Origin of the sequence: Streptomyces sp. NPDC003036 (assembly GCF_040611175.1) — a bacterium.
Classification (GTDB): Bacteria; Actinomycetota; Actinomycetes; order Streptomycetales; family Streptomycetaceae; genus Streptomyces.
The window spans coordinates 54989-80889 of record NZ_JBEXNO010000015.1 but is presented as its reverse complement, the minus strand read 5'-3'; the positions used below and the strand labels follow the sequence as shown (position 1 = coordinate 80889).

19 protein-coding genes are annotated in these 25901 nt (G+C 71.4%); 12 read left to right on the top strand and 7 right to left on the bottom strand.

Features of this window, described 5'->3' with window-relative positions:
• Positions 1–234: 234 nt before the first annotated feature.
• The 4 genes from ABZX67_RS13690 to mctP all read left to right on the top strand — a co-directional run bounded on the left by ABZX67_RS13690 (position 235) and on the right by mctP (position 6955).
• Complete coding sequence (locus tag ABZX67_RS13690; RefSeq protein WP_355358868.1) at positions 235–2202, top strand: FAD/NAD(P)-binding protein; 1968 nt, start codon at positions 235–237, stop codon at positions 2200–2202.
• The gene (locus ABZX67_RS13685) at positions 2202–3869 is read left to right on the top strand and encodes a histidine phosphatase family protein (RefSeq protein ID WP_355358689.1); all 1668 of its coding nucleotides are present in this window, start codon (positions 2202–2204) and stop codon (positions 3867–3869) included. The genes ABZX67_RS13690 and ABZX67_RS13685 overlap by 1 nt, the downstream gene beginning before the upstream one ends.
• A 14-nt stretch (positions 3870–3883) precedes the next feature.
• Positions 3884–5239, top strand: coding sequence for a cation:proton antiporter (locus ABZX67_RS13680; RefSeq protein WP_355358686.1), 1356 nt, complete (start codon positions 3884–3886; stop codon positions 5237–5239).
• A 96-nt stretch (positions 5240–5335) separates the two neighbouring features.
• Complete coding sequence (mctP, locus tag ABZX67_RS13675) at positions 5336–6955, top strand: monocarboxylate uptake permease MctP (protein ID WP_355358683.1); 1620 nt, start codon at positions 5336–5338, stop codon at positions 6953–6955.
• On the opposite strand, the gene ABZX67_RS13670 is transcribed toward mctP, so the two are convergent.
• Positions 6936–7532 (bottom strand): TetR/AcrR family transcriptional regulator, encoded by a 597-nt coding sequence (locus ABZX67_RS13670; RefSeq protein ID WP_355358680.1) that lies wholly within the window; start codon positions 7530–7532, stop codon positions 6936–6938. The genes mctP and ABZX67_RS13670 overlap by 20 nt on opposite strands.
• A 138-nt stretch (positions 7533–7670) precedes the next feature.
• Here ABZX67_RS13670 and ABZX67_RS13665 point away from each other — a divergent pair, with 138 nt between their 5' ends.
• Positions 7671–7817, top strand: a complete 147-nt coding sequence (locus ABZX67_RS13665; protein WP_355358677.1) for a hypothetical protein — start codon at positions 7671–7673, stop codon at positions 7815–7817.
• A gap of 134 nt (positions 7818–7951) precedes the next feature.
• The gene (locus tag ABZX67_RS13660; RefSeq protein ID WP_355358674.1) at positions 7952–8599 is read left to right on the top strand and encodes a peroxiredoxin-like family protein; all 648 of its coding nucleotides are present in this window, start codon (positions 7952–7954) and stop codon (positions 8597–8599) included.
• A gap of 31 nt (positions 8600–8630) precedes the next feature.
• Here ABZX67_RS13660 and ABZX67_RS13655 read toward each other — a convergent pair whose 3' ends face one another.
• Positions 8631–9071, bottom strand: coding sequence for a GNAT family N-acetyltransferase (locus ABZX67_RS13655; protein WP_355358671.1), 441 nt, complete (start codon positions 9069–9071; stop codon positions 8631–8633).
• Between the two features lie 78 nt (positions 9072–9149).
• Between ABZX67_RS13655 and ABZX67_RS13650 the strand changes: the two genes are divergently transcribed.
• The 3 genes from ABZX67_RS13650 to ABZX67_RS13640 all read left to right on the top strand — a co-directional run bounded on the left by ABZX67_RS13650 (position 9150) and on the right by ABZX67_RS13640 (position 12263).
• Positions 9150–9539, top strand: coding sequence for a MerR family transcriptional regulator (locus ABZX67_RS13650; RefSeq protein ID WP_355358668.1), 390 nt, complete (start codon positions 9150–9152; stop codon positions 9537–9539).
• Entirely contained in the window at positions 9536–9853 is a 318-nt protein-coding gene (gene trxA, locus ABZX67_RS13645; RefSeq protein ID WP_355358665.1) for a thioredoxin, read from the top strand. The genes ABZX67_RS13650 and trxA overlap by 4 nt, the downstream gene beginning before the upstream one ends.
• Positions 9854–10007: 154 nt before the next feature.
• Complete coding sequence (locus ABZX67_RS13640; protein ID WP_355358865.1) at positions 10008–12263, top strand: ATP-binding domain-containing protein; 2256 nt, start codon at positions 10008–10010, stop codon at positions 12261–12263.
• On the opposite strand, the gene glgB is transcribed toward ABZX67_RS13640, so the two are convergent.
• The 5 genes from glgB to ABZX67_RS13615 form a co-directional block, all read right to left on the bottom strand.
• The gene (glgB, locus tag ABZX67_RS13635; protein ID WP_355358862.1) at positions 12250–14505 is read right to left on the bottom strand and encodes a 1,4-alpha-glucan branching enzyme; all 2256 of its coding nucleotides are present in this window, start codon (positions 14503–14505) and stop codon (positions 12250–12252) included. The genes ABZX67_RS13640 and glgB overlap by 14 nt on opposite strands.
• Positions 14506–14606: 101 nt before the next feature.
• Positions 14607–15986: a maltokinase gene (locus ABZX67_RS13630; RefSeq protein WP_355358662.1), complete on the bottom strand. Its 1380-nt coding sequence runs from the start codon at positions 15984–15986 to the stop codon at positions 14607–14609.
• Between the two features lie 343 nt (positions 15987–16329).
• Entirely contained in the window at positions 16330–18129 is a 1800-nt protein-coding gene (gene treS / locus ABZX67_RS13625) for a maltose alpha-D-glucosyltransferase (RefSeq protein WP_355358659.1), read from the bottom strand.
• Complete coding sequence (locus ABZX67_RS13620; protein WP_355358859.1) at positions 18126–20111, bottom strand: alpha-1,4-glucan--maltose-1-phosphate maltosyltransferase; 1986 nt, start codon at positions 20109–20111, stop codon at positions 18126–18128. The genes treS and ABZX67_RS13620 overlap by 4 nt, the downstream gene beginning before the upstream one ends.
• Before the next feature lie 303 nt (positions 20112–20414).
• Positions 20415–21380 carry an NmrA family NAD(P)-binding protein gene (locus ABZX67_RS13615; protein WP_355358656.1) on the bottom strand — a complete coding sequence of 322 codons (966 nt, stop codon included), beginning with the start codon at positions 21378–21380 and terminating at the stop codon, positions 20415–20417.
• A 117-nt stretch (positions 21381–21497) separates the two neighbouring features.
• Here ABZX67_RS13615 and ABZX67_RS13610 point away from each other — a divergent pair, with 117 nt between their 5' ends.
• The 3 genes from ABZX67_RS13610 (at position 21498) to ABZX67_RS13600 (ending at position 25894) form a co-directional block, all read left to right on the top strand.
• Positions 21498–22463: an AraC family transcriptional regulator gene (locus ABZX67_RS13610; protein WP_355358653.1), complete on the top strand. Its 966-nt coding sequence runs from the start codon at positions 21498–21500 to the stop codon at positions 22461–22463.
• A 151-nt stretch (positions 22464–22614) separates the two neighbouring features.
• Positions 22615–24066 carry a 4-hydroxyphenylacetate 3-hydroxylase N-terminal domain-containing protein gene (locus tag ABZX67_RS13605; protein ID WP_355358650.1) on the top strand — a complete coding sequence of 484 codons (1452 nt, stop codon included), beginning with the start codon at positions 22615–22617 and terminating at the stop codon, positions 24064–24066.
• A gap of 415 nt (positions 24067–24481) precedes the next feature.
• Positions 24482–25894 carry an MFS transporter gene (locus ABZX67_RS13600; RefSeq protein ID WP_355358647.1) on the top strand — a complete coding sequence of 471 codons (1413 nt, stop codon included), beginning with the start codon at positions 24482–24484 and terminating at the stop codon, positions 25892–25894.
• Positions 25895–25901: the final 7 nt, after the last annotated feature.

Here is a 25901-nt window from a genome sequence, read left to right as displayed (position 1 = left end):
GGACGTTTCAAGTTAGTGTCAGGGATGACCCCCCTGTCAAGCACATTCCGGCTGCCGAGAGGTCGGCGCGATGGCGTCCAGGATCATCCACGATCCGGCCGAGGCGGCGAGCTCCTCCCGATGCTGATGCCGCTCCGGCGGATCGGCGACGTGCCCCTCCGCGTATCGCCCCCCGCCCACTCCACGAACGACATGCCTTGCCCTTACACGCCCAAGGAGACAGGACCCGTGGAAATGCACGACACCCTCCAGGACAACACCTCGACCGCCGCCCCCGCGCGCATCACGATCGTCGGTGCCGGCTTCTCCGGCACCCTGACCGCCATACGCCTTCTCCAGTTCGCCACGGGACCGTTGGAGATATGCCTGATGGAGCGTGAGGAGGGATACCGCTACGGAGGTCTCGCCTTCGGCAAGGCCTCCACCCACTGGGAGCACATGCTCAACATCCAGGCCGGCCGCATCACCCTGCGCCGCGAGCGCCCGGAGGACTTCCTGGAGTGGGCGAACGGGGAGGCCGACCGCTCCGACTGGCCGGTGAAGTGGCAGTACCACTCCTTCGGCGTCGCCTGCGTCGTGCCTCGCCTCATCTTCCGCCAGTACCTCGCCGAGCGGCTGCGGTCCGCCGCGGCCGACGCCCACCCCGAGGTCACCCTGCGCGAGCTGACCGGCGAGACCATCGACGTGCGCCGCAGCGGCGACGGATACGTCGTCAAGTACGCCGACCTCGGCGAAGACGGTGGCGTCCACGAGCTCCCCTCCCGCCAGGTGATCCTCGCGACCGGCCACCTCAGCCCCGTCCAGGCGCCGTTCTACCACCGGGTCCGCACGTCCGAGCGGTTCATCGGCGACCCCTACGCCCCCGACGCCCAAGAACGCTTCCGCGCCGTGGGCCCCGATGAGACCGTGCTCGTCACCGGCTCGGCGCTCTCCGCCTTCGACACCGTCGTGTCCCTCGTGCAGGCCGGCCACAAGGGCCGGATCCTCATCTGCTCGCGAGGCGGCCACCTGCACGGCACCTACCCCACCGACCACGAGCACGACATCTGGCAGGCCCGTCGCCCGCCCTTCCTCGACGCGGACGACCTCACCCCGGACGTCGTCATCGAGGGGGTGAAGGCGGAGTACGCCCATCTGCTCGCCGAGCACGGCGGCAGCGCCCCCTCCGCCATCTTCGCGGAGCGCGTGATGAAGGCGTGGGAGCCGTACGTCATCGAGCTGGTCTCCCGTATGGAGGCCAAGGACGTCCGGATGCTGCTCGACCGGTACAAGAGCCTCATCGTCACCAACCGCACCAGCACCGTGCGGGAGATCGGCAGCGTGGTCCGCGACCGGATGCGCGGGTACAACGGCGCTCCCAAGACCGTCGACGTCGTCCCGGCCACCATCCAGGACATGCGGCTGGTCGAGGACGGCACCAGGATCCGCGTCGTCTTCGCCGACCGCGAGGACATCACCGTGGACCGCGTCGTCAACTGCCTCGGCAACAACACCGACTACGAGCGCACGGACCACCCGCTGTGGAGCGGGCTCGTCCACGGACACAGGACGGCCCGGCCGCAGAGCAAGACCCACCGCGGCGTCGAGGTCGGCCCGCACGGGCAGCTGGTCGCCGCCGACGGCGAGACGGCCAGGAACCTGTTCGCCGTCGGCCCGATGCGCCAGGGCGACGAGACCACCCGCCGCGGCCGTCTCGGCGCGTTCGTGTTCAGCATCGGCACCCTGCGCAACCAGTGCTTCGACACCGCGATGGAGGTGCTGCGCCAGGTGGAGGCCGAGACCAACGGGGAAACGATGAACCTTCCGGACGGAGTCCACCACTGCCTGGTCCGCGGCAGTGACTGGATCGCGGCCGACCTGGACCTGGATGGGAGCGAGTCGGACACCTCCCGTCTGCGCGAGCGCCTTCTGGCCCACGCCCGGGAGACGGCCTACCCGAACACCGTCGCCTACCTCAAGGCCGAGGACCGCACCGAGCGGGAGAAGTACCGCACCATCCTCACCGACGACGGGGCCGATTTCGGCGCCGCCCTCGCCCGCGAATTCGGCCTCACCGCCGACCGGGCGCGCCGGGCCGTGGCCATGCTGACGGCGCTGGTGGAGAAGCACGCCGTGCACAACCTCTGCGACATCACGCAGCTGGCGGGATGGGACTCCGAGTACGCCGGGCAGATCAAGCACGCCCCGAAGAAGGGGGCCTGATGGAACAGGCGCCGATACATAAGGCCGAGCAGGAGCTGCTGAGCCGGCTGTTCATGGTCCGACACGGTGAATCCACCTGCAACTCGGTGCATCGGATCGCCGGGCAGCGCGACGCGCCGCTGACCATGCTCGGACGCATTCAGGCGGAGAAGGTCGCCGCACGCCACCGCGGCCAGGAGTTCGACCGCGTCTTCGTCTCGCCGCTCAGCCGTGCGTACGACACCGCGGGTGTCATCCTCGGCGACCGCGACCAGACCGGGCCCGAGGTCGTGGTCGACGAACGCCTCATGGAACGCGACTTCGGCAGCTACACGCTGGAGAGCAAGTCCATCCTGCAGCGTCGCCACGGCATCGCCGAGTACGAGCGCGCCATGAACGCCGACAGCCCGACCCTGCGGGGCGGGGAGACCGCCCGGCAGTTCAAGGACCGGGTCCGCGCCTTCTACGACCGGGAGCTGCTGCCCGCGCTCCGCCGCGGCGAGACGGTCTGCGTGGTGTCCCACAAGTACGTGGTCGAGCTGCTCTGCCGCTTCATCCTCGACCGGCCGGCCGACGAGTCGTACGACCTGCGGCTGCCGAACTCCGAGATGCTGCGCGGCGACCGCGTCCAGTCGTACGTGAAGAACGAGAACCAGACCATGAACATGGTCTACGACTGGATGGTCGTCAACCACCCGGTCGTCTTCTGCGCAGGCCTCGCCGCCGGCCTCCTCGGAAACGTCGCCGGTCTGCGCTTCGCCACCTCGCCGTACCTGCTGCTGCTCCTGCTGGTGCTGGCGAGCGTGATCACCATGTGCCGCATCGAGCTGGAGAACGCGCGCACCTTCGTCACCGATAGGGGCATCCTGCGCTCCGTCGCCCTGCGCTACCTCGCCCTGCCTCTGGCCCTCGCCGCCGTACTGCACTGGTGGGACGTCGGCGACACCAGCACGGTCGCGTTCGCCGCGATCTTCCTGGCCACCCCGAGTTCCGTCGTGGCGATGACCGTCAGCCGCTGCCTCGGCGGGATGATCATGCCGACCTTCGCCCAGGTCCTGCTCTCCTCGCTGGCCGCCACGGTCTCCTTCTCCGCCGTCCTCGCCGCCACCCTTCACCAGGGAGTGGCACCGGCCGTCGCCATCAGCGCCGCCACCTCGACCGGGGTCGTCGCCGCGGCCTACCTCCTGGTCCGGCAGCTCAGGAAGCGGTCCCCGATCCGCACCGCCAAGTACGGAGAGCGCAACGGCTACGTGGCGGTCCTGCTGCTCACCGCGTTCATCGTCCTGGTCACGCTCAAGCTCGACCTCGGCGCCTTCACCACATACGCGCCCGCCGCACTCGGCGTCGCCGTCGGCCTGCGGCTCGTCGCGGCGCTCTTCAAGCGCCGCAAGCACGTGCAGACGCTGGACGACTACACCGCCATGACCTATCCGAACATCTTCGTGGTGGTCATCATCGCCGCCCTCACCGGCAACGGGCCCCTGGAGCAGGTAGCCATCTGGACCCTGCTGCCGATGTTCGTCCTGTCGTTCTTCGACAGCCGGTACGCCCGGTCGCTCGTCGTCGCACCGGACGACCCGCGCTGGCCCTCGGTCCTCGGGCTCGGCCCCGACGGCCACCGTCCGCACTCACGGCGGGCGGCCGGACCGGACCTCGACTCCACCCCCACCGTCCCCGCACGATCCTGACCCGGGAGCCTGACGTGCACCACACCCTGTATCAGCTCGCGTCCGGTACCACCGACAAGAACCTCGAACTCGTCCTGAAGGTCCTCCCGGCGATCGTGGTCATCCTGGCCGTCTCCGCCCTGTGCGGACGGCTCGCCATCCTCGTCAAGCAGCCTCGCGTGCTGGGCGAGATGGTCGCCGGCGTCCTGCTCGGGCCCACGCTGTTCGGCGCCCTCTTCCCCGGGGCGCAGCAGGCGGTCTTCGCCCCCGAGGTGAAGCCGATCCTGTACGTCCTCAGCACCATCGGCCTGACGGTCTTCATGTTCCTCGTCGGCGCCGGACTCGACCACCGCGCCGGCGGCGGCAGGAACGACACCCGCAACGCGGCCGTCCTCGCGGTCTCCGGCATCCTGCCGTCCCTGCTGCTCGGCGCCGGTGCCGGCTACCTCCTGTACGACCGGCTGTCCAAGCCCGACGTGACGCCGTTCGAGTTCGCGCTGTTCCTCGGCGGTGCCCTGTCCATCACCGCCTTCCCCATGCTCGCCCGCATCCTCTACGAGCGGCGCCTGCAGAACACCCGGCTCGGCCGCATGACCCTGCTCGGAGCCTCCATCGACGACGCCGCGGCCTGGTGCTTCCTGGCCGTCCTCTCCGCCATGCACACCGGCTCCGGAGCGACGCAGGTCTTCAAGACGATCGGCCTGACCGCGGTCTTCGTCGTCGTCATGCTCTTCGGCGTCAAGAAGCTGCTGCGTCCGCTGGGCGACCGGGTCCAGCGCACCGGCGCCTTCGGCTTCGAGGAGATGTACATCGTCGTCGGCATCGTGCTCCTGGCCGGCCTGTTCACCGACTACATCGGGATCTACTCCGTCTTCGGCGGGTTCGTCGCCGGCCTCGCCATGCCCGAGAACCCGGCGTTCCGGACGGCCCTGCACGGCCGGATGATGGACATCGTCTGCGTCCTCCTCCTGCCGATCTTCTTCGCCTTCTCCGGTCTGAACACCGAGCTCGGCGGCCTCGCCGGCTGGGGCATGATCCTTCCGTTCGTGCTGATCCTCGCGGCCGGCTTCGTCGGCAAGTACCTGGGCTGCGCCGCCGCCATGCGCACCGTCGGCTTCTCCTGGCGCGAGTCCTGGGCCGTCGGCGGCCTGATGAACGCCCGAGGCCTGATGATCCTGATCTTCATCAACATCGGCCTGGCGCAGGGCATGATCACGCCCGAGGTCTTCTCCATGCTCGTCCTGGTCGCCGTCCTGACCACGGCCGCCGCGGTCCCGCTCTACCGCAAGGCGATCCCCGACCACATGGAGCAGCAGATGCTGGCCGTTCCTCCGTCGGCCGCTCCGGTAACCGCCGCGAAAGCGGAGCAGCCCGAGCCCGCCCGCGCCTGACGCACCCCCGTCCCCTCCACTCCGCGGGGTGGACACGCCCTCCGTGTCCACCCCGCGGCCCCCTCGTCTCCGCACCTCAAGGGAGGTACGCCGACCATGCAGGACGGCGTGAACGGCGTCGCGCTCGGCGTCTTCGTCTTCTTCTTCCTGGCCGTCACGGTCATGGGTTTCCGCGCCGCCCGCTGGCGCAAGGCCGAGAACGAGCACAGTCTCGACGAATGGGGTCTGGGCGGCCGGTCGTTCGGCACCTGGATCACCTGGTTCCTGCTGGGCGGCGACGTCTACACGGCGTACACCTTCGTCGCCGTCCCCGCGGCCGTCTACGCGGCGGGCGCGGCGGGCTTCTTCGCCGTCCCGTACACGATCCTCGTCTACCCGCTGATCTTCACCTTCCTGCCGCGCCTGTGGTCGGTCTCCCACAAGCACGGCTACGTGACGACCGCGGACTTCGTCCGGGGCCGCTACGGCTCCAAGGGCCTGTCGCTCGCCGTCGCCTTCACGGGACTCCTGGCGACCATGCCGTACATCGCGCTCCAACTCGTCGGCATCCAAGCGGTGCTGGACGTGATGGGCGTGGGCGGCGGCGAGACCACGCACTGGTTCGTCAAGGACCTGCCGCTGCTGATCGCCTTCGGTGTCCTCGCGGCGTACACGTACTCCTCCGGGCTGCGCGCGCCCGCGATGATCGCCTTCGTCAAGGACGCGCTGATCTACATCGTGATCACGGTGGCGATCATCTACCTCCCCATCAAGCTGGGCGGCTTCGACGAGATCTTCAGCAAGGCGGGCGAGGCGTACGCGCAGACCGATCCGGCCACCGGGAAGCCGAAGGGGGCGCTGGTCAGCGATTCCGGCGCGCAGTGGACGTACGCGACCCTCGCCCTCGGTTCCGCCATGGCCATGTTCATGTATCCGCACTCGATCACGGCGACGCTCTCCTCGCGCAGCCGTGACGTGATCCGCCGCAACACCACGGTGATGCCCCTCTACACGCTGATGCTGGGTCTGCTGGCGCTGCTCGGCTTCATGGCGATCGCGGCGGGCGTGAAGGTGCGGAACGGCCAGCTGGCCATCCCGCAGCTGTTCGAGAACATGTTCCCGGACTGGTTCGCGGGCGTCGCCTTCGCGGCCATCGGCATCGGCGCGCTGGTGCCCGCGGCCATCATGTCCATCGCCGCGGCCAACCTCTTCACCCGCAACATCTACAAGGACTTCCTGAAGCCGGACGCCACCCCGGAGCAGGAGACGAAGGTGTCCAAGCTGGTGTCGCTGCTGGTGAAGGTGGGCGCGCTGGCCTTCGTCCTCACCATGGACAAGACCGTCGCCATCAACTTCCAGCTGCTGGGCGGCATCTGGATCCTCCAGACCTTCCCGGCGCTGATGGGCGGCCTGTTCACCCGCTGGTTCCACCGCTGGGCGCTGCTCGCCGGCTGGGCGGTCGGCATGGTCTACGGCACGGCCGCCGCGTACGGCGTCGCGAGCCCGACCCAGAGGCACTTCGGCGGCTCGTCCGCCGAGATCCCCGGCATCGGCGAGATCGGCTACATCGGCCTGACGGCGTTCGTCCTCAACGTCCTGGTCGTCGTCGTCCTCACCTTCGTCCTCAAGGCCGTCAAGGCTCCGGAGGGCATCGACGAGACGTCGCCGGAGGACTACACGGCCGATGCCGAGGACGTCGGCGCCTCCGCGAGCACGATCAAGAGGCGGCGGCGCTGAGCGGGGCGAGAGCGGCCTTCACCGTGCCGGTGAGGGCGCGCGCATCGGATCCGGCGCGTGAGCGGAGATTGACTCCGTAAGCGAGGAGGGCCAACAGGTCCGCGGAAGCGGCGGGATCGACGCCGGGGGCGAGCTGCCCCTGGCGCTCGGCCGTGACCAGCGCCGCGTACATGGCGTCACGCAGCTGCTGGTGATGCTGGTCGAGGATGGCCCGGACCTGGGGGTCACCGTTCTCGGTCCCCGCGTGGGCGTTGGAGACCATGCAGCCCCACTGGGCATACTCGCCCGAGCAGCGGGCCGTGATCAGCCCGTTGAAGAACTCCCTGATGGCGGGCAGCCCTCTCGCGTCCCCGGCGAGGCGCTGGAAGACTGGCTGGGAGCGGTGCTCGAGGTAACGGCGCAGGGCCGCCCGGTAGAGGGCCTGCTTGTCACCGAAGGTGGAGTAGAGACTGGAGCGGTTGACTCCGGTGGCGGTCACGACGTCCTGGATCCCGGTCGAGGCCATGCCCTGCCGCCAGAAGAGCCGAACCACCGTCTCCAGGGTCGCGTCCGGATCGAAGTGCTTGATGTCCGGCATGATTCACCCCGCCATCTTGAAATAGGGATTCCAAGATAGCCCGGGTGCCGCCGTCTCGCCTAGGGCTGCCGGTCCATCGCCGTCCAGGTTCGTCCACGATCGCCCGGCGGTCCGGTGCCCGCCTCCACCCTGTGCCACATGAATCGCATACCGAAGCTGTGGGTGACCGCCTACGGGTCGAGCCGATCGTCCGCCCTTCGCCTCGTCGCGCGTCAGGCGCTTCGCGTGGGCGCCTTCTTCCGGGCCCTCGCACTCGCCGACCACCGTCCCTTCATCACGTTCTGAAAGACGCTCCGAAAGCGCCCGGCAGCCGCTTCGGCGCTGGCGTGAGCCGTCGTGCGACGCTATCTTGAAACGACCGTTCCAACTTTCGCGGCGGTGTCCACGCGCCCCGCCACCGTTCTGGAGGAATCCCGCCCATGTCCCTCAACGCCGAGCTGCGCAGCTTCTACGAGGCCCGTCAGCAGCAGATCCCCGCCGAGGTGCGGGCGGTCATGAACCGGGCGGGTGAGGAGCTCGCCGTGTCCGGACAGGCCGAGCGTGCCCTCTCCGTCGGAGCGCAGGCCCCGCGGTTCGCCCTCGCCTCCGCCGCCGGACGCACGGTGGCCCTCGACGACCTGCTCGCCGACGGCCCCGTCGTGCTCACCTTCTACCGCGGGGCGTGGTGCCCGTACTGCAACATCGCCCTGCGCGCCCTCCAGGAGCACCACGCGGACATCGTCGCGCGCGGAGCCCGTCTCGTGGCCGTGTCCCCGCAGATCCCGGACGAGTCGCTGTCCCTCAGCGAGAAGCACAGCCTCGCGTTCGACGTCCTGAGCGACGTCGGTTCGGACACGGCGAAGCAGTACGGGCTCGCCTTCGACCTGCCCGACGACCTCGCGGCCGTCTACGACAGGCTCGGCTTCGACCTCCAGCGCGTCAACGGAGGCCACCCGCGCACCCTTCCGCTGCCGGCGACGTACGTCATCGACCGCGACGGCACCATCCGCTGGGCCTTCGTGAGCACCGACTACACCACGCGCGCGGAACCGGCCGACGTCCTCGCCGCACTCGACGCCCTCGTCTGATCGGGGTCGAGCCGACGGAGCGGGGCGGGGTTCAGGTCAGCCGCAAGTCGATCCACGGAATGGTGTCCCCCGGCAGCAGGTAGCGCTCCGTCTCCACGAACCCGTGCTTCAGCGCGAACCGGAGTCCGTCCTCGTTGGACGCCAGCACGCACGTCTCGACCACCTCGGCGCCCAGCTCCCGCGCCCGCTCGAGCCCGCGCGCGTACAGCTCCTCCCCGAACCCCCGCCGCCGGTGCGCGGCGAGCACCCGGGCGATCACGGTGGCCGTGCCAGACCCGCCCTCGGGCGGGCGCACGGTGCTGCACCCGATGAGCTCGTCGCCGAGGTAGGCGACTTCGAGGCGGTGGCGCCGCGCCCGTTCGCGTACGTCGTCCAGGGAGAGGTGATGCGTCGGGATGACGACGTTGTGGACGTGCTGCCAGTCCTTGAACGCGGCGTCGTCGCGGGGCTGTTCGAAGCGGAGACCAGTCATCGGGTCAGGAAACCACAGCGGTCCGCCCCGGCAGCCCCCTCTTGCCTTGACGCCGACGTCAAGGCCTACGTTCGACGCATGCGAATCGGCGAGCTCGCTCGGCGCGCGGGGACGACCACGCGCACCCTGCGCTATTACGAGTCCCGGGGCCTGCTCCCCGCCCGGCGGGCGGAGAACGGCTACCGCACGTACGACGAGACCGACCTGCGGCTGCTCCAGCAGATCCGCACGCTGCAGGACTTCGGGTTCGACCTGGAGGAGACGCGGCCGTTCGTGGACTGCCTGCGCGCCGGGCATCCGGCCGGGGACGCCTGTCCGGCGTCGCTCGACGTCTATCGGCGCAAGCTCGCCGAGCTCGACGGCCTGATCGGCCAGTTGCAGTCGATCCGCGCCGAGGTCGCCGCCCGGCTCACGCTGGCGACCGAAACGCCCGAACCACGCTGCGAATTCGGAGGAAGTACCCCATGATCGAGGTGACGGACGCGGAGTTCGGTACGGAGGTCCTGGCGGCGGACCGCCCGGTCCTGGTGAAGTTCACCGCGACCTGGTGCGGCCCCTGCCGCCAGCTCGCCCCGGTGCTGAAGGAGGTCTCCGCCGAGGAGTCCGACCGGCTGAAGGTGGTCGAGATAGACGTCGACAGCAATCCCGAGACGGTATCGCGGTACGCGGTGCTGTCGACGCCCACGCTGATGGTCTTCCGCGGCGGCGAACCGGTGAAGTCGATGGTCGGCGCCCGTCCCAAGCGCCGGCTGCTCCTGGAGCTGGAGGACGTGCTGGCCTGAGCATGCGTACGTACGGAAAAGCCCCGGTCCGCAATAGCGGCCGGGGCTTTTTCTCGCGTATATTTAATGGTTCGCGTGCGCCCATGGAAAAGCGCACAAGGAAGTCGAATAAGCGAACTCTATCGCAGCAGGAGTCGAATTGTCAACCGAGGACATGCGGAAAGAGCAGCAATTCATCACCGGGCTCTACGCGCGACTCGACCACCTGCGCGACCAGGCCGAGCGCGCCGTCCAGGCCGCCCTCAAGGACCGCGGCAGCGGTTTCCAGGCGCGGCTGGAGCGCGACGTGCTCGTGGCCGAGCAGTCCGGGCTGCTCGCCGCCTTCGACGCCGGGGAGAACGGGCTCTGCTTCGGGCGGCTGGAGTTCCGGGACGGGCGCGATCACCACATCGGGCGCATCGGCATCCGGGAGGACGACGAGGAGCGCACGCCGCTCGTCGTGGACTGGCGCGCCGACGTCGCGCGGCCCTTCTACCTCGCCACCGGCCACGCGCCCATGGGCCTGCGGCGCCGCCGCCACATCACCACCCGGGGGCGCGAGGTCACCGCCCTCCACGACGAGATCCTGGACCTGCACGACCCCACCCGTACCGGCCACGAGAACCCCGACGCCGACGAGGTGCTGCTCGCCGCGCTCGACGCCGCCCGCACCGGGCGCATGAGCGACATCGTGCAGACCATCCAGGCCGAGCAGGACCGCATCATCCGCGCCCCGCACCAGGGCGTCCTCGTCGTCGAGGGCGGCCCCGGCACCGGCAAGACCGCCGTCGCGCTGCACCGCGCCGCGTACCTCCTCTACGCGTACCGCGAGCAGCTCGCCCGCCGCGCCGTCCTCATCGTCGGCCCCAACCCCGCCTTCCTCGGCTACATCGGCGAAGTCCTGCCCGCGCTCGGCGAGACCGGCGTGCTGCTCGCCACCCTGGGCGAGCTCTTCCCCGGCGTACGGGCCACCGGCACCGACACCCCCGAGGCGGCCGAGATAAAGGGCCGCGCGAGCATGGCCGAGGTCCTCGCCCGGTACGTGCGCGACCAGCAGACGGTGCCGCCCACCGAGGCGCCCCTGGAGATCGACCACGACGACTACGGCACCCTCCTCCTCGACCGGAACACGGCCGAGGACGCCCGCTGGGACGCCCGCGCCACCGGCCTGCCGCACAACCTCGCCCGCCCGCGCTTCGCCTTCCGCGTCATCGACGCGCTCACCGAGCAGCTCGCCGAGCGCCTCGGCGCCGACCCCTTCGGCGGCCCGAACCTCCTGGACGCCTCCGACATCACCCAGATGCGCAAGGAGATCGCCGCCAGCCCGCACGTCCACGCCGCCATCGAGGAGCTGTGGCCCACACTCACCCCGCAGCAGCTCGTCGCCCGCTTCCTCGCGGAGCCCGACGGCTACCTCCCCGACGGCGAGGCCGAGTTCGTCCGCAGGGACGAGGGCGAGTGGACCGAGGCCGACTGGACCGAGGCCGACGTGCCGCTGCTCGACGAGGCCGCCGAGCTCCTCGGGCACGACGACACCGCCGAGCGCGCCGCCGCCGAGCGCGAGCGCAACCTCCGCATCGCCTACGCGCAGGGCGTGCTCGACGTCTCGTACGCCTCGCGGACGTACGAGTTCGAGGACGAGGAGTCGGAGGTGCTCGGCGCCCACGACATCATCGACGCCGAGCGCTTCGCCGAGCGCCACGAGGAGGCCGACCACCGCAGCGCCGCCGAGCGCGCCGCGGCCGACCGCACCTGGGCGTTCGGGCACGTCATCGTGGACGAGGCGCAGGAGCTGTCCGCGATGGCGTGGCGGCTGCTGATGCGCCGCGTCCCCACCCACTCCATGACCCTGGTCGGCGACCCGGCCCAGACCGGCGACGCCGCCGGCTGCGGCTCCTGGCAGGAGATCCTCGGCCCGTACGTCGGCGACCGCTTCGAGCACGTACGCCTCGGCGTCAACTACCGCACCCCCGCCGAGATCATGGAGGTCGCGGCCCGGGTGCGCCGCGCCGAGGACCCGGAGTTCGAGCCGCCGCGCTCGGTGCGCTCCACCGGCGTCCCGCCCTGGGAAGCGGAGACCGACGACCTGCCGGGCGCGGTCGCCGGCGCCGTACGGCGCGAACTGCCCGCCGAGGGACGCCTCGCGGTCATCGCCCCGGCGGGACACCACGAGGCGCTGCGCGAGGCGCTCCCGGACGCCGCGTACGGGCCGGTGCCCGACCTCACCCGGCCCGTCGTCCTCCTCGAACCGCGGCAGGCGAAGGGCCTGGAGTTCGACACGGTGATCGTCGCCGACCCGGACGGCATCCGCGCCGCCGGGCCGCACGGCGTCAACGACCTCTACGTGGCGCTGACCCGCGCGACCCAGCGGCTGGGGGTCATCAGGAGCGCTGGGACCGCCGGGACCGCGAGCGCCGTCACGCCGGCCTGAGGTAGACCGTCGCGAGCGGCGGCAGCGTCAGGCGGATGCCGTCGTGGTCCGCCTCCCGCTGCACGAGGGCGCCGCTGCGCACGTCGCTGCCGCCGTACTGCGCCGCGTCCGTGTTGAGGACCTCCGTCCACGCGGAGACCCCCTCCGGCGTCCACAGCCGGTAGCCGTCGCGCACCACCGGCGAGAAGTTGCTCACCGCCAGCAGCGGGTCGCCCTTCGCGTCGTACCGCAGGAACGCGAAGACGTTGTCGTCCGCCGCGTCGCCCAGCACCCACTGGAAGCCCTCCGGGACGGTGTCCCGCTCCCACAGCGCGGGCGTCGCGGTGTACACGCGGTTCAGGTCGCGCACCAGGTCCCGCACGCCCCGGTGGTCGCCGGCCGAGTGGTAGTCGTCCGCCAGCAGCCACCACTCGGGGCCGTGCGCCTCGGACCACTCGGCGCCCTGGGCGAACTCCTGGCCCATGAAGAGCAGCTGCTTGCCGGGGTGCGCCCACATGAAGCCCAGGTAGGCCCGGTGCGTGGCGCGCCGCTGCCACCAGTCGCCGGGCATCTTCGTCACCAGGGCCTGCTTGCCGTGCACCACCTCGTCGTGCGAGATCGGCAGGACGTAGTTCTCGCTGTACGCGTACACCATCGAGAACGTCATCTCGTTGTGGTGGTACTTGCGGTGCACCGGCTCCTTGGAGACGTACACCAGCGAGTCGTGCATCCAGCCCATGTTCCACTTCAGGCCGAAGCCCAGCCCGCCCGCGTCGGTGGGGCGGGTCACGCCCTCCCAGGCGGTGGACTCCTCGGCGATCGTCACCACGCCCGGGCAGCGGCGGTAGACGGTGGCGTTCATCTCCTGGAGGAAGGAGACCGCGTCGAAGTTCTCCCGGCCGCCGTACTCGTTCGGCGCCCACTCGCCGCCCTCGCGGGAGTAGTCCAGGTACAGCATCGAGGCGACGGCGTCGACGCGCAGGCCGTCGATGTGGAACTCCTCGCACCAGTACACGGCGTTCGCCACGAGGAAGTTGCGGACCTCGGTGCGGCCGTAGTCGAACTCGAGCGTTCCCCAGTCCGGGTGCTCGGCGCGCCGCGGGTCCGGGTGCTCGTACAGCGGGGTCCCGTCGAAGCGGGCCAGCGCCCAGTCGTCCTTCGGGAAGTGCGCCGGCACCCAGTCCACGATCACGCCGATCCCCGCGCGGTGGCAGGCGTCCACGAAGTACTTGAAGTCGTCCGGGGTGCCGAGGCGGGCCGTGGGGGCGTAGAAGCCGGTGACCTGATAGCCCCACGACGGGCTGTACGGGTGCTCGGCGACCGGCATCAGCTCGACGTGCGTGAAGCCGAGCTCCTTGGCGTACGCGGGCAGCTGCTCGGCCAGCTCCCGGTAGGTCAGGCCCGGGCGCCAGGACGGCAGGTGCACCTCGTAGACCGAGAAGGGCGCCTCGTGGACGGGCCGGTCGCCGCGGTGCGCCATCCAGTCGTCGTCCTGCCACTCGTAGTGCGAGGCGGTGACGATGGACGCGGTCTCCGGCGGGCACTGGGTGCGCCGCGCCATCGGGTCCGCGCGCAGCGAGCACCTGCCGTCGGGGCCGGTGACGGCGAACTTGTACAGGGCGCCCTCGCCGATGCCCGGCACGAACAGCTCCCACACGCCGGTGGAGCCCAGCGACCGCATGGGCAGGCCGGTGGCCTCGTCCCAGTAGTTGAACTCCCCGACCAGCCGCACCCCGCGCGCGTTCGGCGCCCACACCGTGAAGCGCGTGCCCTCCGTGCCCTGGTGGGTCATCGGGTGCGCGCCCAGCGCCGTCCACAGCTGCTCGTGGCGGCCCTCGCCGATCAGGTACAGGTCCAGCTCGCCCAGCGCGGGGAGGTAGTGGTACGGGTCGTCGACCTCGACGACACCCGACTCGTACGTGACCAGGAGCCGGTACGCGGGCACCTCGGCGAGCGGCAGCACGCCCGAGAACAGTCCGTCGCCGTCGTCGTGGAGCTCGGTGCGCGACCCGTCGGCGTCCACGAGCACGGTGACGCCGGCCGCGTACGGCCGCAGGGCCCGGATCGCGATGCCGCCCTCCGCGACCGGGTGCGCGCCCAGCAGCGCGTGCGGGTCGTGGTGCTCCCCGGCGAGCAGCCGCCCCCGGTCGGCCGGGTCGAGGGGGGCGGGGACCACGCCGTCGGCGCCCGCGCGGGGCCGGGGTGTCGCGCCGGGCGGCGGTGTGGGCAGGGCGGTGGCCTCCCCGACGGGGGTCTGCTTCACGGGCCGGGACTTCGGGGCTGCCGGATTGCGGGTCGGACGACGGGGGGTCACGGGAAAGGGCCTCCTCGAAGGCGTGCGGGACGTCAGGGCATCAGGGGGTCTCAGGGGGTGGGCTGTGCGGCCAGACGGCGGATCGCCGCCATCGGGACCGGGAGCCAGTCGGGCCGGTGCCGGGCCTCGTACAGGACCTCGTACACGGCCTTGTCCGTCTCGTAGGCGCGCAGCAGCGCGGGCTCGTCGCGCGGGTCGGTGCCCGAGGCCTCGGCGTAGCCGGTGCAGTACGCGTCGCGGCAGCGCTCGGCCCAGTCGGGGTTCCAGGGGCGGTAGGAGCGGGCCGCGTAGTCGAAGGAGCGCAGTATCCCGGCCACGTCGCGGACGGGCGGCTGCGGGCGGCGGCGCTCGGCGAGCGGCTTCGCGGGCTCGCCCTCGAAGTCGATCACCGACCAGTCGCCGTCCTCCGTGCGGAGCGTCTGGCCCAGGTGGAGGTCGCCGTGCACCCGCTGCGCCCGCCAGGTGACGTCCTCGGCGGCGAGCTTGCCGACCGCCTCGAAGGCGGCCCGCAGGCCCGGCACGAACGGCAGCAGCGCCGGCACCGCCTGGGCGGCGGCGTCGAGGCGGCGGGTCATCTGGATGGCGAGGTTCTCGGTCTGCGGGCGGCCGAGCGCCACCGTGGGCAGAGCGTCGGCGAGCGCGGTGTGCACCTCGGCGGTGGCCCGGCCCAGCGCGTGCGCCTCGGCGGTGAAGTCCCGCCCGGCGGCGAGCGCGTCCAGGGCGAGCTGCCAGCCGTCCTGGGAGCCGCGCAGATACGGCTGGAGTACGCCGAGGGTGCTGGCCTCCGGGTGGTTGTTGACGGTCTCGTACCAGGCGACGGGCGCGGGGACCCGGGCGCAGCCCGCGCGGGTGAGCGCGAGCGGGAGCTCCAGGTCCGGGTTGGCGCCCGACCAGATCCGGCGGAACACCTTCAGGATGTACGCGTCGCCGTAGACGAGCGAGGAGTTGGACTGCTCGGCGTCGAGCACGCGCGGCGCGAGCCCGTCCGGGATCGCCACCGTGCGCGAGAAGCGCAGCGGGCCCATCGGGCCGGGCGTGCGCAATCGTTCCAGCAGCAGGGAGGCCAGGCGCGGGTCGCTCAGCCCCTCGTACACCGTGCGCCCGGCCAGCGGCCCGTCCGTCAGGCGGCCGATGAGCGCGGGGGCCAGCTGCGGCGGCAGATGGGTCCGTACGCCGAGGAGCAGCTGGTAGCAGTCCGCCTGCGCCGAGGGGGCGAGGCCGGGCTGCTGGACGCGCACGAGCAGGTGCAGCAGGCCGGGGCCCGTGGTGTCGACACGGAGCAGCTCGGTGGCCGAGACGAGGGTGAAGCCGGTGACGGGGCGTCCCTTCCCGGCGAACCAGCGCTGCCTCGGCAGCCATTCGTGGAGCAGGGGCACCAGGGAAGGGAGCAGGGCGACCGGTGCCCGGGCGGTGGATGCGGTCTCCGACATGGCAGCGCGTCCTTTCCCCGGGCACTACAGAATGCACAGAACGTGCAGAGTGTCCCGGAATGCGGCGATTGCTGTCCGGCTGTGCGGGACGTGTCGGGCGGGGATGGTCCGGATAGACCCGTCGACGTATGAGGGGGAGAGTTCCCAGGGCGGCCCGCCGGAAACGCCCGACCGGAAGGAACCGTCCCGCCTTTGGCCGAGGCCTTGCGGAGCGGATATGCCCCCTCGGTATGCCGCCCGCGCGAGGGCCGGGCGGCCGACCGTCGGAGCCCTTTACGCCGTTGCGGTGACGCTGTTGCGGTGACGCCGTTGGCGGGCCCCGGTGGGGTCCGCCCACGGGGGGTCAGCTCGCCGCGGGCCGGGGCTCCGCCGACCCCCGGGCCACGGCATTCGGGGTCGCCGCCTGCGCGGCACCCGGCTTGACGGCCTTCGCGGAGGACTTCTTCACCGTGTCCTTCCGCAGCCGGAACCAGTAGAAGCCGTGGCCCGCGAGGGTGAGCAGGTACGGCCATTCGCCGATCGCCGGGAAGCGCACCCCGCCGATCAGCTCCACCGGATGCATGCCGTTGAACAGCCGCAGGTCCAGCTCCGTCGGCTGCGGGAAGCGCGAGAAGTTGTGCACGCACATCACCAGGTCGTCGCCGTACTCCCGCAGGAAGGCGAGGACCGCCGGGTTCGACGACGGCAGCTCGGTGTAGGAGCCGAGGCCGAAGGCCGGGTTCTGCTTGCGGATCTCGATCATCCGCTTGGTCCAGTGCAGCAGCGACGACGGCGAGGCCATGGACGCCTCGACGTTGGTGACCTGGTAGCCGTAGACCGGGTCCATGATGGTCGGAAGGTACAGCCGCCCCGGGTCGCAGGAGGAGAAGCCCGCGTTGCGGTCGGGCGTCCACTGCATCGGGGTGCGCACGGCGTCCCGGTCGCCGAGCCAGATGTTGTCGCCCATGCCGATCTCGTCGCCGTAGTAGAGGATCGGCGAGCCGGGGAGGGAGAGCAGCAGGGCGGTGAAGAGCTCGATCTGGTTGCGGTCGTTGTCCAGCAGCGGGGCGAGCCGCCGCCGGATGCCGATGTTGGCGCGCATCCGCGGGTCCTTGGCGTACTCCGCGTACATGTAGTCGCGCTCTTCGTCGGTGACCATCTCCAGCGTCAGCTCGTCGTGGTTGCGCAGGAAGATGCCCCACTGGCAGCCCGCCGGGATCGCCGGGGTCTTCGCCAGGATTTCGGAGACGGGGTAGCGCGACTCGCGGCGCACCGCCATGAAGATGCGCGGCATCACCGGGAAGTGGAACGCCATGTGGCACTCGTCGCCGCCGCTGGGGAAGTCGCCGAAGTAGTCGACGACGTCCTCGGGCCACTGGTTGGCCTCGGCGAGCAGCACCGTGTCCGGGTAGGACGCGTCGATCTCCTTGCGGACCCGCTTGAGGAAGGCGTGCGTCGCCGGGAGGTTCTCGCAGTTCGTGCCCTCCTGCTGGTACAGGTACGGCACGGCGTCGAGGCGGAAGCCGTCGATGCCCAGGTCCAGCCAGAAGCGCAGCGCGGAGAGGATCTCCTGCTGCACGCGGGGGTTCTCGTAGTTCAGGTCCGGCTGGTGCGAGAAGAACCGGTGCCAGTAGTACTGCTTGCGCACCGGGTCGAAGGTCCAGTTGGACGTCTCGGTGTCGACGAAGATGATCCGGGCGTCCTCGAACTGCTTGTCGTCGTCGGCCCAGACGTAGTAGTCGCCGTACGGCCCGTCGGGGTGGGCGCGGGACTCCTGGAACCACGGGTGCTGGTCGCTGGTGTGGTTCATCACGAAGTCGATGATCACCCGCATGCCGCGCTGGTGGGCGGCGTCGACGAACTCCACGAAGTCGGCGAGGTCGCCGAACTCCGGCAGGACGGAGGTGTAGTCCGAGACGTCGTAACCCCCGTCGCGCAGCGGCGACTTGAAGAACGGCGGCAGCCACAGGCAGTCGACTCCGAGCCACTGGAGGTAGTCCAGCTTGGCGGTGATGCCCTTGAGGTCGCCGACGCCGTCGCCGTTGCTGTCCTGGAAGGAGCGGACGAGCACCTCGTAGAAGACGGCTCGTTTGAACCAGTCGGGGTCGCGGTCCTTGGCGGGGGTGTCCTCGAAGGTGTCGTGGACGGGCTCGTTGACGATCATGATGTGGGTGACCCTCCGATCGGCGGGGACGGTCGCAGGACGAGGATGTGCGCGGGAGTGACGCCCGGTTCCAGGCGCACATAGTTGGCCCTGCCCCAGTGATAGGTCTCGCCGGTGAGCTCGTCGCGCACCGGTACGGTCTCGTGCCAGTCGAGGCCGAGCTCCGGCATGTCCAACGAGACCGTCGCCTCGTGGGTATGGTGCGGGTCGAGGTTGACGACCGTCAGAACAATGTTCGAACCCGACCGCTTGCTGTAGGCGATCACCGCGTCGTTGTCGACGTGGTGGAAGCGGATCGAGCGCAGCTGCCGCAGCGCCGCGTTGCGCCGCCGGATCCGGTTCAGCGCGGTGATCAGCGGGGTGATCGTCCGCCCCTCGCGCTCCGCCGCCTCCCAGTCGCGCGGCCTCAGTTCGTACTTCTCCGAGTCGAGGTACTCCTCGCTGCCCTCGCGCACCGGCGTGTTCTCGCACAGCTCGTACCCGGCGTACACGCCCCACGTCGGCGACATCGTCGCCGCGAGCACCGCCCGCACCTCGAAGGCCGACCGGCCGCCGTGCTGGAGGTAGCCGGGCAGGATGTCCGGGGTGTTCACGAAGAAGTTCGGCCGCATGTAGGCGGCGGCGTCCCCGGACAGCTCCGTCAGGTACTCGGTGAGCTCCTGCTTGCCGTTGCGCCAGGTGAAGTACGTGTACGACTGGTGGAAGCCGACCGCGGCGAGCGTGTGCATCATCGCGGGACGGGTGAACGCCTCCGCCAGGAAGAGCACGTCCGGGTCGGTGCGGCGGATGGAGGCGATGACCTTCTCCCAGAAGACCACCGGCTTGGTGTGCGGATTGTCGACGCGGAAGATGCGGACGCCGTGGGCCATCCAGTGCCGCAGCACGCGCAGCGTCTCGCGGACGATGCCCCGCATGTCCTGGTCGAACGCGAGGGGATAGATGTCCTGGTACTTCTTCGGCGGGTTCTCCGCGTACGCGATGGTGCCGTCGGCCCGGTGGTGGAACCACTGCGGGCGCTTCCGCACCCACGGGTGGTCCGGCGAGCACTGGAGCGCGAAGTCCAGCGCGACCTCCAGGCGCAGCTCGCGGGCGCGCGCCACGAAGGCGTCGAAGTCCTCCATGGTGCCGAGGTCCGGGTGGATCGCGTCGTGGCCGCCCTCGGCCGAGCCGATCGCCCACGGCACGCCGACGTCGTCGGGCCCGGCGGTCAGGGAGTTGTTGCGGCCCTTGCGGTGCGTGGTGCCGATGGGGTGGATCGGCGGCAGATACACCACGTCGAAGCCCATCGCGGCGATGGCCGGCAGCCGCTCGGCCGCGGTGCGGAAATTGCCCGAAACGAGGCGTCCGTTCTCCACGCGGGCGCCCTCGGAGCGCGGGAACATCTCGTACCAGGAACCGAAAAGCGCCCGCTCCCTCTCCACGAGGAGGGGCAACGGGCGCGAGGAGGTCACCAGTTCGCGCAGCGGGTGCCGGGACAGGGCGTCCACGGCCTCCCGTGCGAGGGCGGCTCGCCACCGCTCCTCGGGCGACCGCCGCGCATCCCGCAGCGCGTCCACCACCGCGAGCACGGCCTCGCGGCCCTCGCTCTTCGGTACGCCCTCGGCGGCGCGCTCGTGCAGGGCCGCGCCCTCCGCCAGGACGAGCTCGGTGTCGAGGCCCGCCGGGATCTTGATCCCGGCGTGGTGGCGCCAGGTGGCGACCGGGTCGCTCCACGCCTCGACCCGATAGGACCAGCGCCCTTCGGCCGTCGGAGTGACCTCGGCGCCCCAGCGGTCGGTCCCGGGCGCGAGCTCGCGCATCGGGGTGAAGGGGCCGTCGTGGCCGGCCGGGTCCGTCAGGACGACATTGGCGGCCACGGCGTCGTGGCCTTCGCGGAACACGGTGGCCGTGACCTGAAAGGTTTCGCCGACCACCGCCTTGGCTGGCCTTCTGCCGCAGTCGACCAGAGGGCGGACATCGAGGACGGGAATGCGACCAATCAGCGAGTTCACGGCATCACCTGAGGGTTGCGTACGGGGTATCGCTCTTTGTAGCTGCTCCGTTGACGAGTGGCGGGGCGCAGGCATCACCGCTCCTGTCCGGGTTCACTCGGGTGGGCGGGTACCGCAGGAGCCTTCCCACACCGTTCGGGTGGGCAATCCGGCGCGTTGTTAACTCCTACGGTGCATCAGGGAAACGGGAAACCGGCCCCGTATGGTTGATTCCGGGACCGGTTGGCTTGTTTCCGCCGAATGGGTGACGAGGAGCCGTCGGGCAGCCGACGAGCAGTCGCTGACGAGCCGTCGTCACGCCCGGGACTGGGCGTTGTGCTCCTCCGGGTCGTTGGCCCACACCTGCCACGGCTGCCGGCTGACCCACTCGTCCACCGGCGCCTGCCGCAGCGACAACGCCCGCGCCGAAACGCCGTCGTCACCCGCCATCAGCGTCTCGTCCGTGCCCGACGCCATGTAGTGGTAGATGCCCGCCACACCGGCCGCCGCGGCCGGGCCCAGGACCGCCGCCAGGCCCTGCTCGAAAGCGACCGGATCCAGTGCCTGGTACCGCACCGGACGGCCGAGCCCCCGCGCGAAGGCCTGGGCCAGCTGTTCGCCGGTCAGCGTCCGCTCCCCGCCGATGTCGAACGTCCGGCCCTCCACGCCGTCCGCGGTGAGCGCCGCCAGCACCGCCTCCGCCAGGTCCCGGTGCGAGAGCCAGGCCGTCGGCGTGTGCGCGGGCAGCGGATAGGCGAGCACCCCGTCGTTGACCAGGGCGGGGCCGTTCCACGGGCTGAAGAGGTTGTCCAGGTAGACCGGCGGGCGCAGCACCACCAGCGGGACGCCGCTGTCGCGCAGCACCTCCTCGGTGATCCGCCGCGTCTCGAACGCCGCCACGTCGGTGGAGACGGACGGTACGCGCGTGTTGGCGTTGTAGACCAGGCGCCGCACCCCGGAGTCCACGGCCGCCGCCGCGATGTTGCGCGCGTACCGGCGGACCCGCTGGGGCTCGTACACCAGCGGCATCGTCACCGCCGCGTGCGTCGCCCCGTCGAAGAGCTGCCGTACGGCCTCGGCGTCGGCCAGGTCACCGGAGGCGAGGGCGACGCCCGGCAGCGGCGGCCGGTCGCCCTCCGGACGGCGGGTCAGGGTGCGGACGCGGTGGTGCCGCTCCGCCAGGAGACGGGCGATCGCGCCGCCCTGGAAACCGGTCGCCCCCACGACCGAGACCCGCATCGGCGCGGGCGTCTGCATGGGCTGGGAAAGGTGATCGGACATGTGCCTGAAGGGCCCTTCGATAGGGTGTCTCTGCTGCCATGACGGCACTCCACAGGCTGGCGGCGACGGCTTTGGCCGATCAATTAACAAACCGGGGCGGGGGTTGAAGGATCGTCCATGGACACCGTACGCACCGATCAAGCAGGTACCGACAGTGACGACCTCCTCAGCGAGCTGTTGCAGCCGCTGCGCCTCACAGGGGTCTTCGACAGCCGCTGGCACGTCAGCGCCCCGTGGGCGATCGAGGGCGACGCCGAGCAGAGCTGCGCGGTCCTGCACTACATCGTCCAGGGCGGCTGCTGGATCACCGCCGAGGGCCAGGTGCCGCAGGAGCTGCACGCCGGGGACCTGGCCGTCTTCCCGACGGGCACCGCGCACCGCCTCGCCGACCGGCCCGAACGGCAGGGCGTGCCGCTCAAGGCCATGCTGCCCGAGCGGGTCCCCGGCACCTCCGGCGAGATCCGCATCTCCGGCGGCGGCCCGCAGAGCCGGCTGCTGTGCGCCGGGCTGCACTACGACGCCAGCGCCGCGACCGGCCTGTACAAGGCGCTGCCCTGGGTGCTCGTGCTCGACCGCTCCCAGGTGGACCGCGAGCCGCTGCTGCGCGACACGCTGCGGCTGCTCGCCTCTCCGGACCGGCCGGTCGGTCCCGGGGACCGGCTGATCACCCTGCGCGCCTTCGAGATGGCCCTGGTGCTGGCGCTGCGGCCGCTGCTGCGCGAGTTCGCGGAGAACCCGGCGTCCCTGCCGGTGCTGCGGCACCCCGGGATCAGCCGGGCGCTGGTGATGATCGCGACCCGGTTCGCGGAGCCGTGGACCATCGAGTCCCTGGCCAAGGAGGTCGGCATGTCGCGCTCGGCCTTCACCGCCGCCTTCCGCGAACTGGTCGGCGAGGCCCCCGCCCGCCATCTGACGGGACGGCGGATGCAGGAGGCGGCGCGGCTGCTCGGCGAGACGTCGCTGCCGCAGTCGGCGGTGCCGCAGCGGGTCGGCTACCAGAGCGCGGTCGGCTTCCACCTGGCGTTCCGCAAGTGGTTCGGCGTGACGCCGGGGGAGTACCGCTCGGGCGCGACGGCGGCGTGAGACCACCCGCGCCGCGGGTCCATTCCGACCGGTACGGACCCCGACCCCACTGGCAGGTTCTTAAGTGCGGCTGGACGGACGTTCATTGCCGCAGGCCGTTACGGCCAGACAGGCTCTGCTGCGGCAATGCCGTTACGCAAGAGGAGAACAGGTGACCAGGTCCGGTCAGGATTATCTGGCGTCGCTGCGCGACGGGCGCGAGATATGGCTCGACGGCGAGCGGGTGGAGGACGTCACCTCGCACCCCGCCTTCCGTAACACCGCGGCGTCGATCGCGCGGTTGTACGACCTGGCGCACGACTCCGAGCACACGCCGGTCCTCACGCAGGGCGGTGTCCACCGCGCGTACGCCATCCCGCGTTCGTACGAGGACCTCGTCGCCCGCCGCCGGGCGTACAAGGTGTGGGCGGAGGCGAGCTTCGGCTTCCTGGGCCGCACGCCCGACTACATGGCGGGCGGCGCGGCCGGCTTCGCCGCGGTGCCGGGGCTGTTCACGACGGAGGCGTACGACGGCTCCGACGCCGCCCTCGCGTACCACCGGCGGCTCGCCGAGGGCGACCTGTACCCGACCTTCACCATCACCAACCCGCAGATCGACCGGACCAAGCCGGCCTCCGAGCAGGAGGAGGACGACCTGGTGGTGCGGGTCGTCGCCGAGAAGGACGGCGGGATCGTGGTGCGCGGCGCCAAGATGATCGGCACCGCGGCCGTCTTCGGCAACGAGGTCATCGTCGGCACCATCGAGCCGCTCGCCCCGCAGGACGTCGAGCACGCGGTCTGCTTCTCGATCCCCATCGACACCCCCGGGCTGAAGTTCCTCTCCCGCACGTCGTACGAGGCGCAGGCGCGCAGCGTCTTCGACAACCCGCTCTCCTCGCGCTTCGACGAGAACGACGCGCTGCTGGTGTGCGACGACGTCTTCGTGCCCTGGGAGCGGGTGCTCGCCTACCGGAACGTCGACGTGTCGTTCCGGATGTGGTGGCAGACGCCCGCGTACCTGAACTTCGTGCACCAGGCGGCCACCCGCTTCTGGACCAAGCTCGAGTTCCTGACGGGCGTCGCCATCCTGCTGACCAAGGCCAACAACACGTACCAGCTGCCGCCCGTCACCCAGGCGATCGGCCGGCTGATGGGGCGGGTCGCGCAGGCGAAGGCGTTCGTGCTGGCCGCCGAGGCGTCGTACGAACAGGTCGACGGCGGGCGCGGCGGGGTGATGCCCGGCAAGGACATCTCCTTCGCGCAGCGCATCATGGCCGGCGAGCTCTACCCGCAGACCGTCCAGGAGATCAAGCTCCTCGCGGGCGGCGGCCTCATCCAGCTCCCCGCCTCCGGCGAGGACCTGCTCCACCCGGAGCTCGGCCCGCTGGTCCGCAAGTACATCCGCTCGCCCGGCACCCCGGCCGAGGAGCGGATCAAGCTGCTGAAGCTGGCGTGGGACGCGCTCGGCTCGGAGTTCGCCGGCCGCCACGAGCAGTACGAGCGCTTCTACCACGGCGCACCGCACATCTATCTGATGCAGCAGGCTTGGGAGGGCGACACCGCCGCGTGCGAGTCCCTGGCGCAGGCCTGCCTGGACGGCTACGAGCTGGGGGCGTCCCGGTGACGCGGACGTTTTCGCCGGTGGTGCCTGCTCTCTTCGCGGGGCGCCGGCCGAAGGGGCGCGCGGGCGTCGAGAGGGAGAACGCGCGGAGGGTCGTGAGGAACGAGCGACCGAGCACGATCGACCGTCGACGCACGCGTGAGCGCCCCGGAGGCGAACCGGGCCTGACTGCCCGGTGTACCGCGGTGGCCGCCGTGCGGTGGCCCTGCCCGGACCCGGCCCTGCCCCCGGCCGGGGCGGCGGTGCCGCGCCCGTCGCGCCGCTGTCGGCGCTCGGCGCCCGCGGCGCGGCACGCTGCCGCCCGGCCGGCCCCGGCGGGCTCGCCCTCGATGGCGCGGGGGTGTGGTGCCGGCGTGACCCGTGCCGCGCGGCCGGGCCCGGCGGGCGTCGCCGGTCATGCCGTGCCGGAGGTGCGGCGGTGAGCGGGACCCGGACGCGGCCGTTGCGCGGCGCGCTGGCGCTGCTCGCGGCCACGCAGCTACTGCTGATCATGGACACGGCGATCGTCAACGTCGCGCTGCCGTCGATCGGCGAGGACCTCGGCTCCGGCTCCGCCGGGCTGTCGTGGGTCGCCAACGCCTACCTCATCACCTTCGGCGGCCTGCTCCTCCTCGGCGGGCGCACCGCCGACCTGCTCGGCCACCGGCGGCTGTTCGTCGCCGGGCTCGGGCTGCTCGCCGCCGCCTCCGCCGTGGGCGCGCTCGCCGGCTCCGCCGGGGCGCTCGTCGCCGCGCGCGCCGTGCAGGGCGTCGGCGCCGCGCTCGCCGCGGCCGCCGCGTTCGCGCTGCTGCTGGTCCTCTTCCCGGACGGGCCCGCGCGGCACAAGGCGCTCGGCGCGTTCGCCGCGATGGGCGGGCTCGGCGGGGTGCTCGGCACCGTGCTCGGCGGCGTCCTCACCGACGTCCTCGGCTGGCGCTCCACCTTCTGGCTGAACGTCGCCGTCGCCGCGCTCCTCGCGGTCCTCGCGCTCCGCCTCCTCGACGGCTCCACGCGCGGCGCCGAGCGTGGCTTCGACCTGCTCGGCGCGCTCACCGCCACCGGCGGCCTCGGCCTCGTCGCGTACGCCCTCGTCGGCCGCAGCCTCGTCGCGGGCGCGGCCGGGCTGGTCCTGCTCGCCGCCTTCGCGGTGCTGGAGACCCGCGTCGCGCGGCCCCTCGTGCCGCCCGCCGTGCTGAAGCGGCCCACGCTGCGGCTCGCCAACGGCCTGAGCGCGCTCGCCCAGATGGCGCTGTTCCCGATGTTCTTCCTGGTGAGCCTGTACCTCCAGCAGGTGCTGGAGCACTCGCCGCTGGGCGGCGGACTCGGGCTGCTGCCGCTCTCCGTGGTCGTCGTCGCCACCGCCCCGCAGACCGGGCGGATCATCGGCCGCCTCGGCCTGCGCGCCGCCACGGTCCTCGGGTTCGTCCTCCTCCTCGTCGGCATGGTGTGGCTCGCGTTCGCCCTCACGCCCGACGGCACCTTCTTCACCACCGTCTTCGCACCCAGCCTCCTGCTGGGTGTCGCCCTGCCGCTGGTCATGGTCACCACCAACGTGGCCGCCACCGCCCAGGCCTCGCCCGCCGAGACGGGCCTGGCCTCCGGGCTCGTCAACACCAGTCAGCAGTTCGGCTCCGTCCTGGGCCTCGCCGTCCTGGTGGCCGTCGCCACCGCCCGTACGGGCACGGCGACCCCGGCCACAGCCACTGCCCATGCGGCGACAGTTGGCTTCCAGGCCGCCCTGCTCGTCGGCGCCGCCTTCGCGGCGGTGGCCGCACTGCTGTCCGTACGGCTGACCCCGCCCGCGCCCGTACCGGCGCCGCCACGCCAGGACCGGGTGGGTGACCTGCGGTAACCGCGCG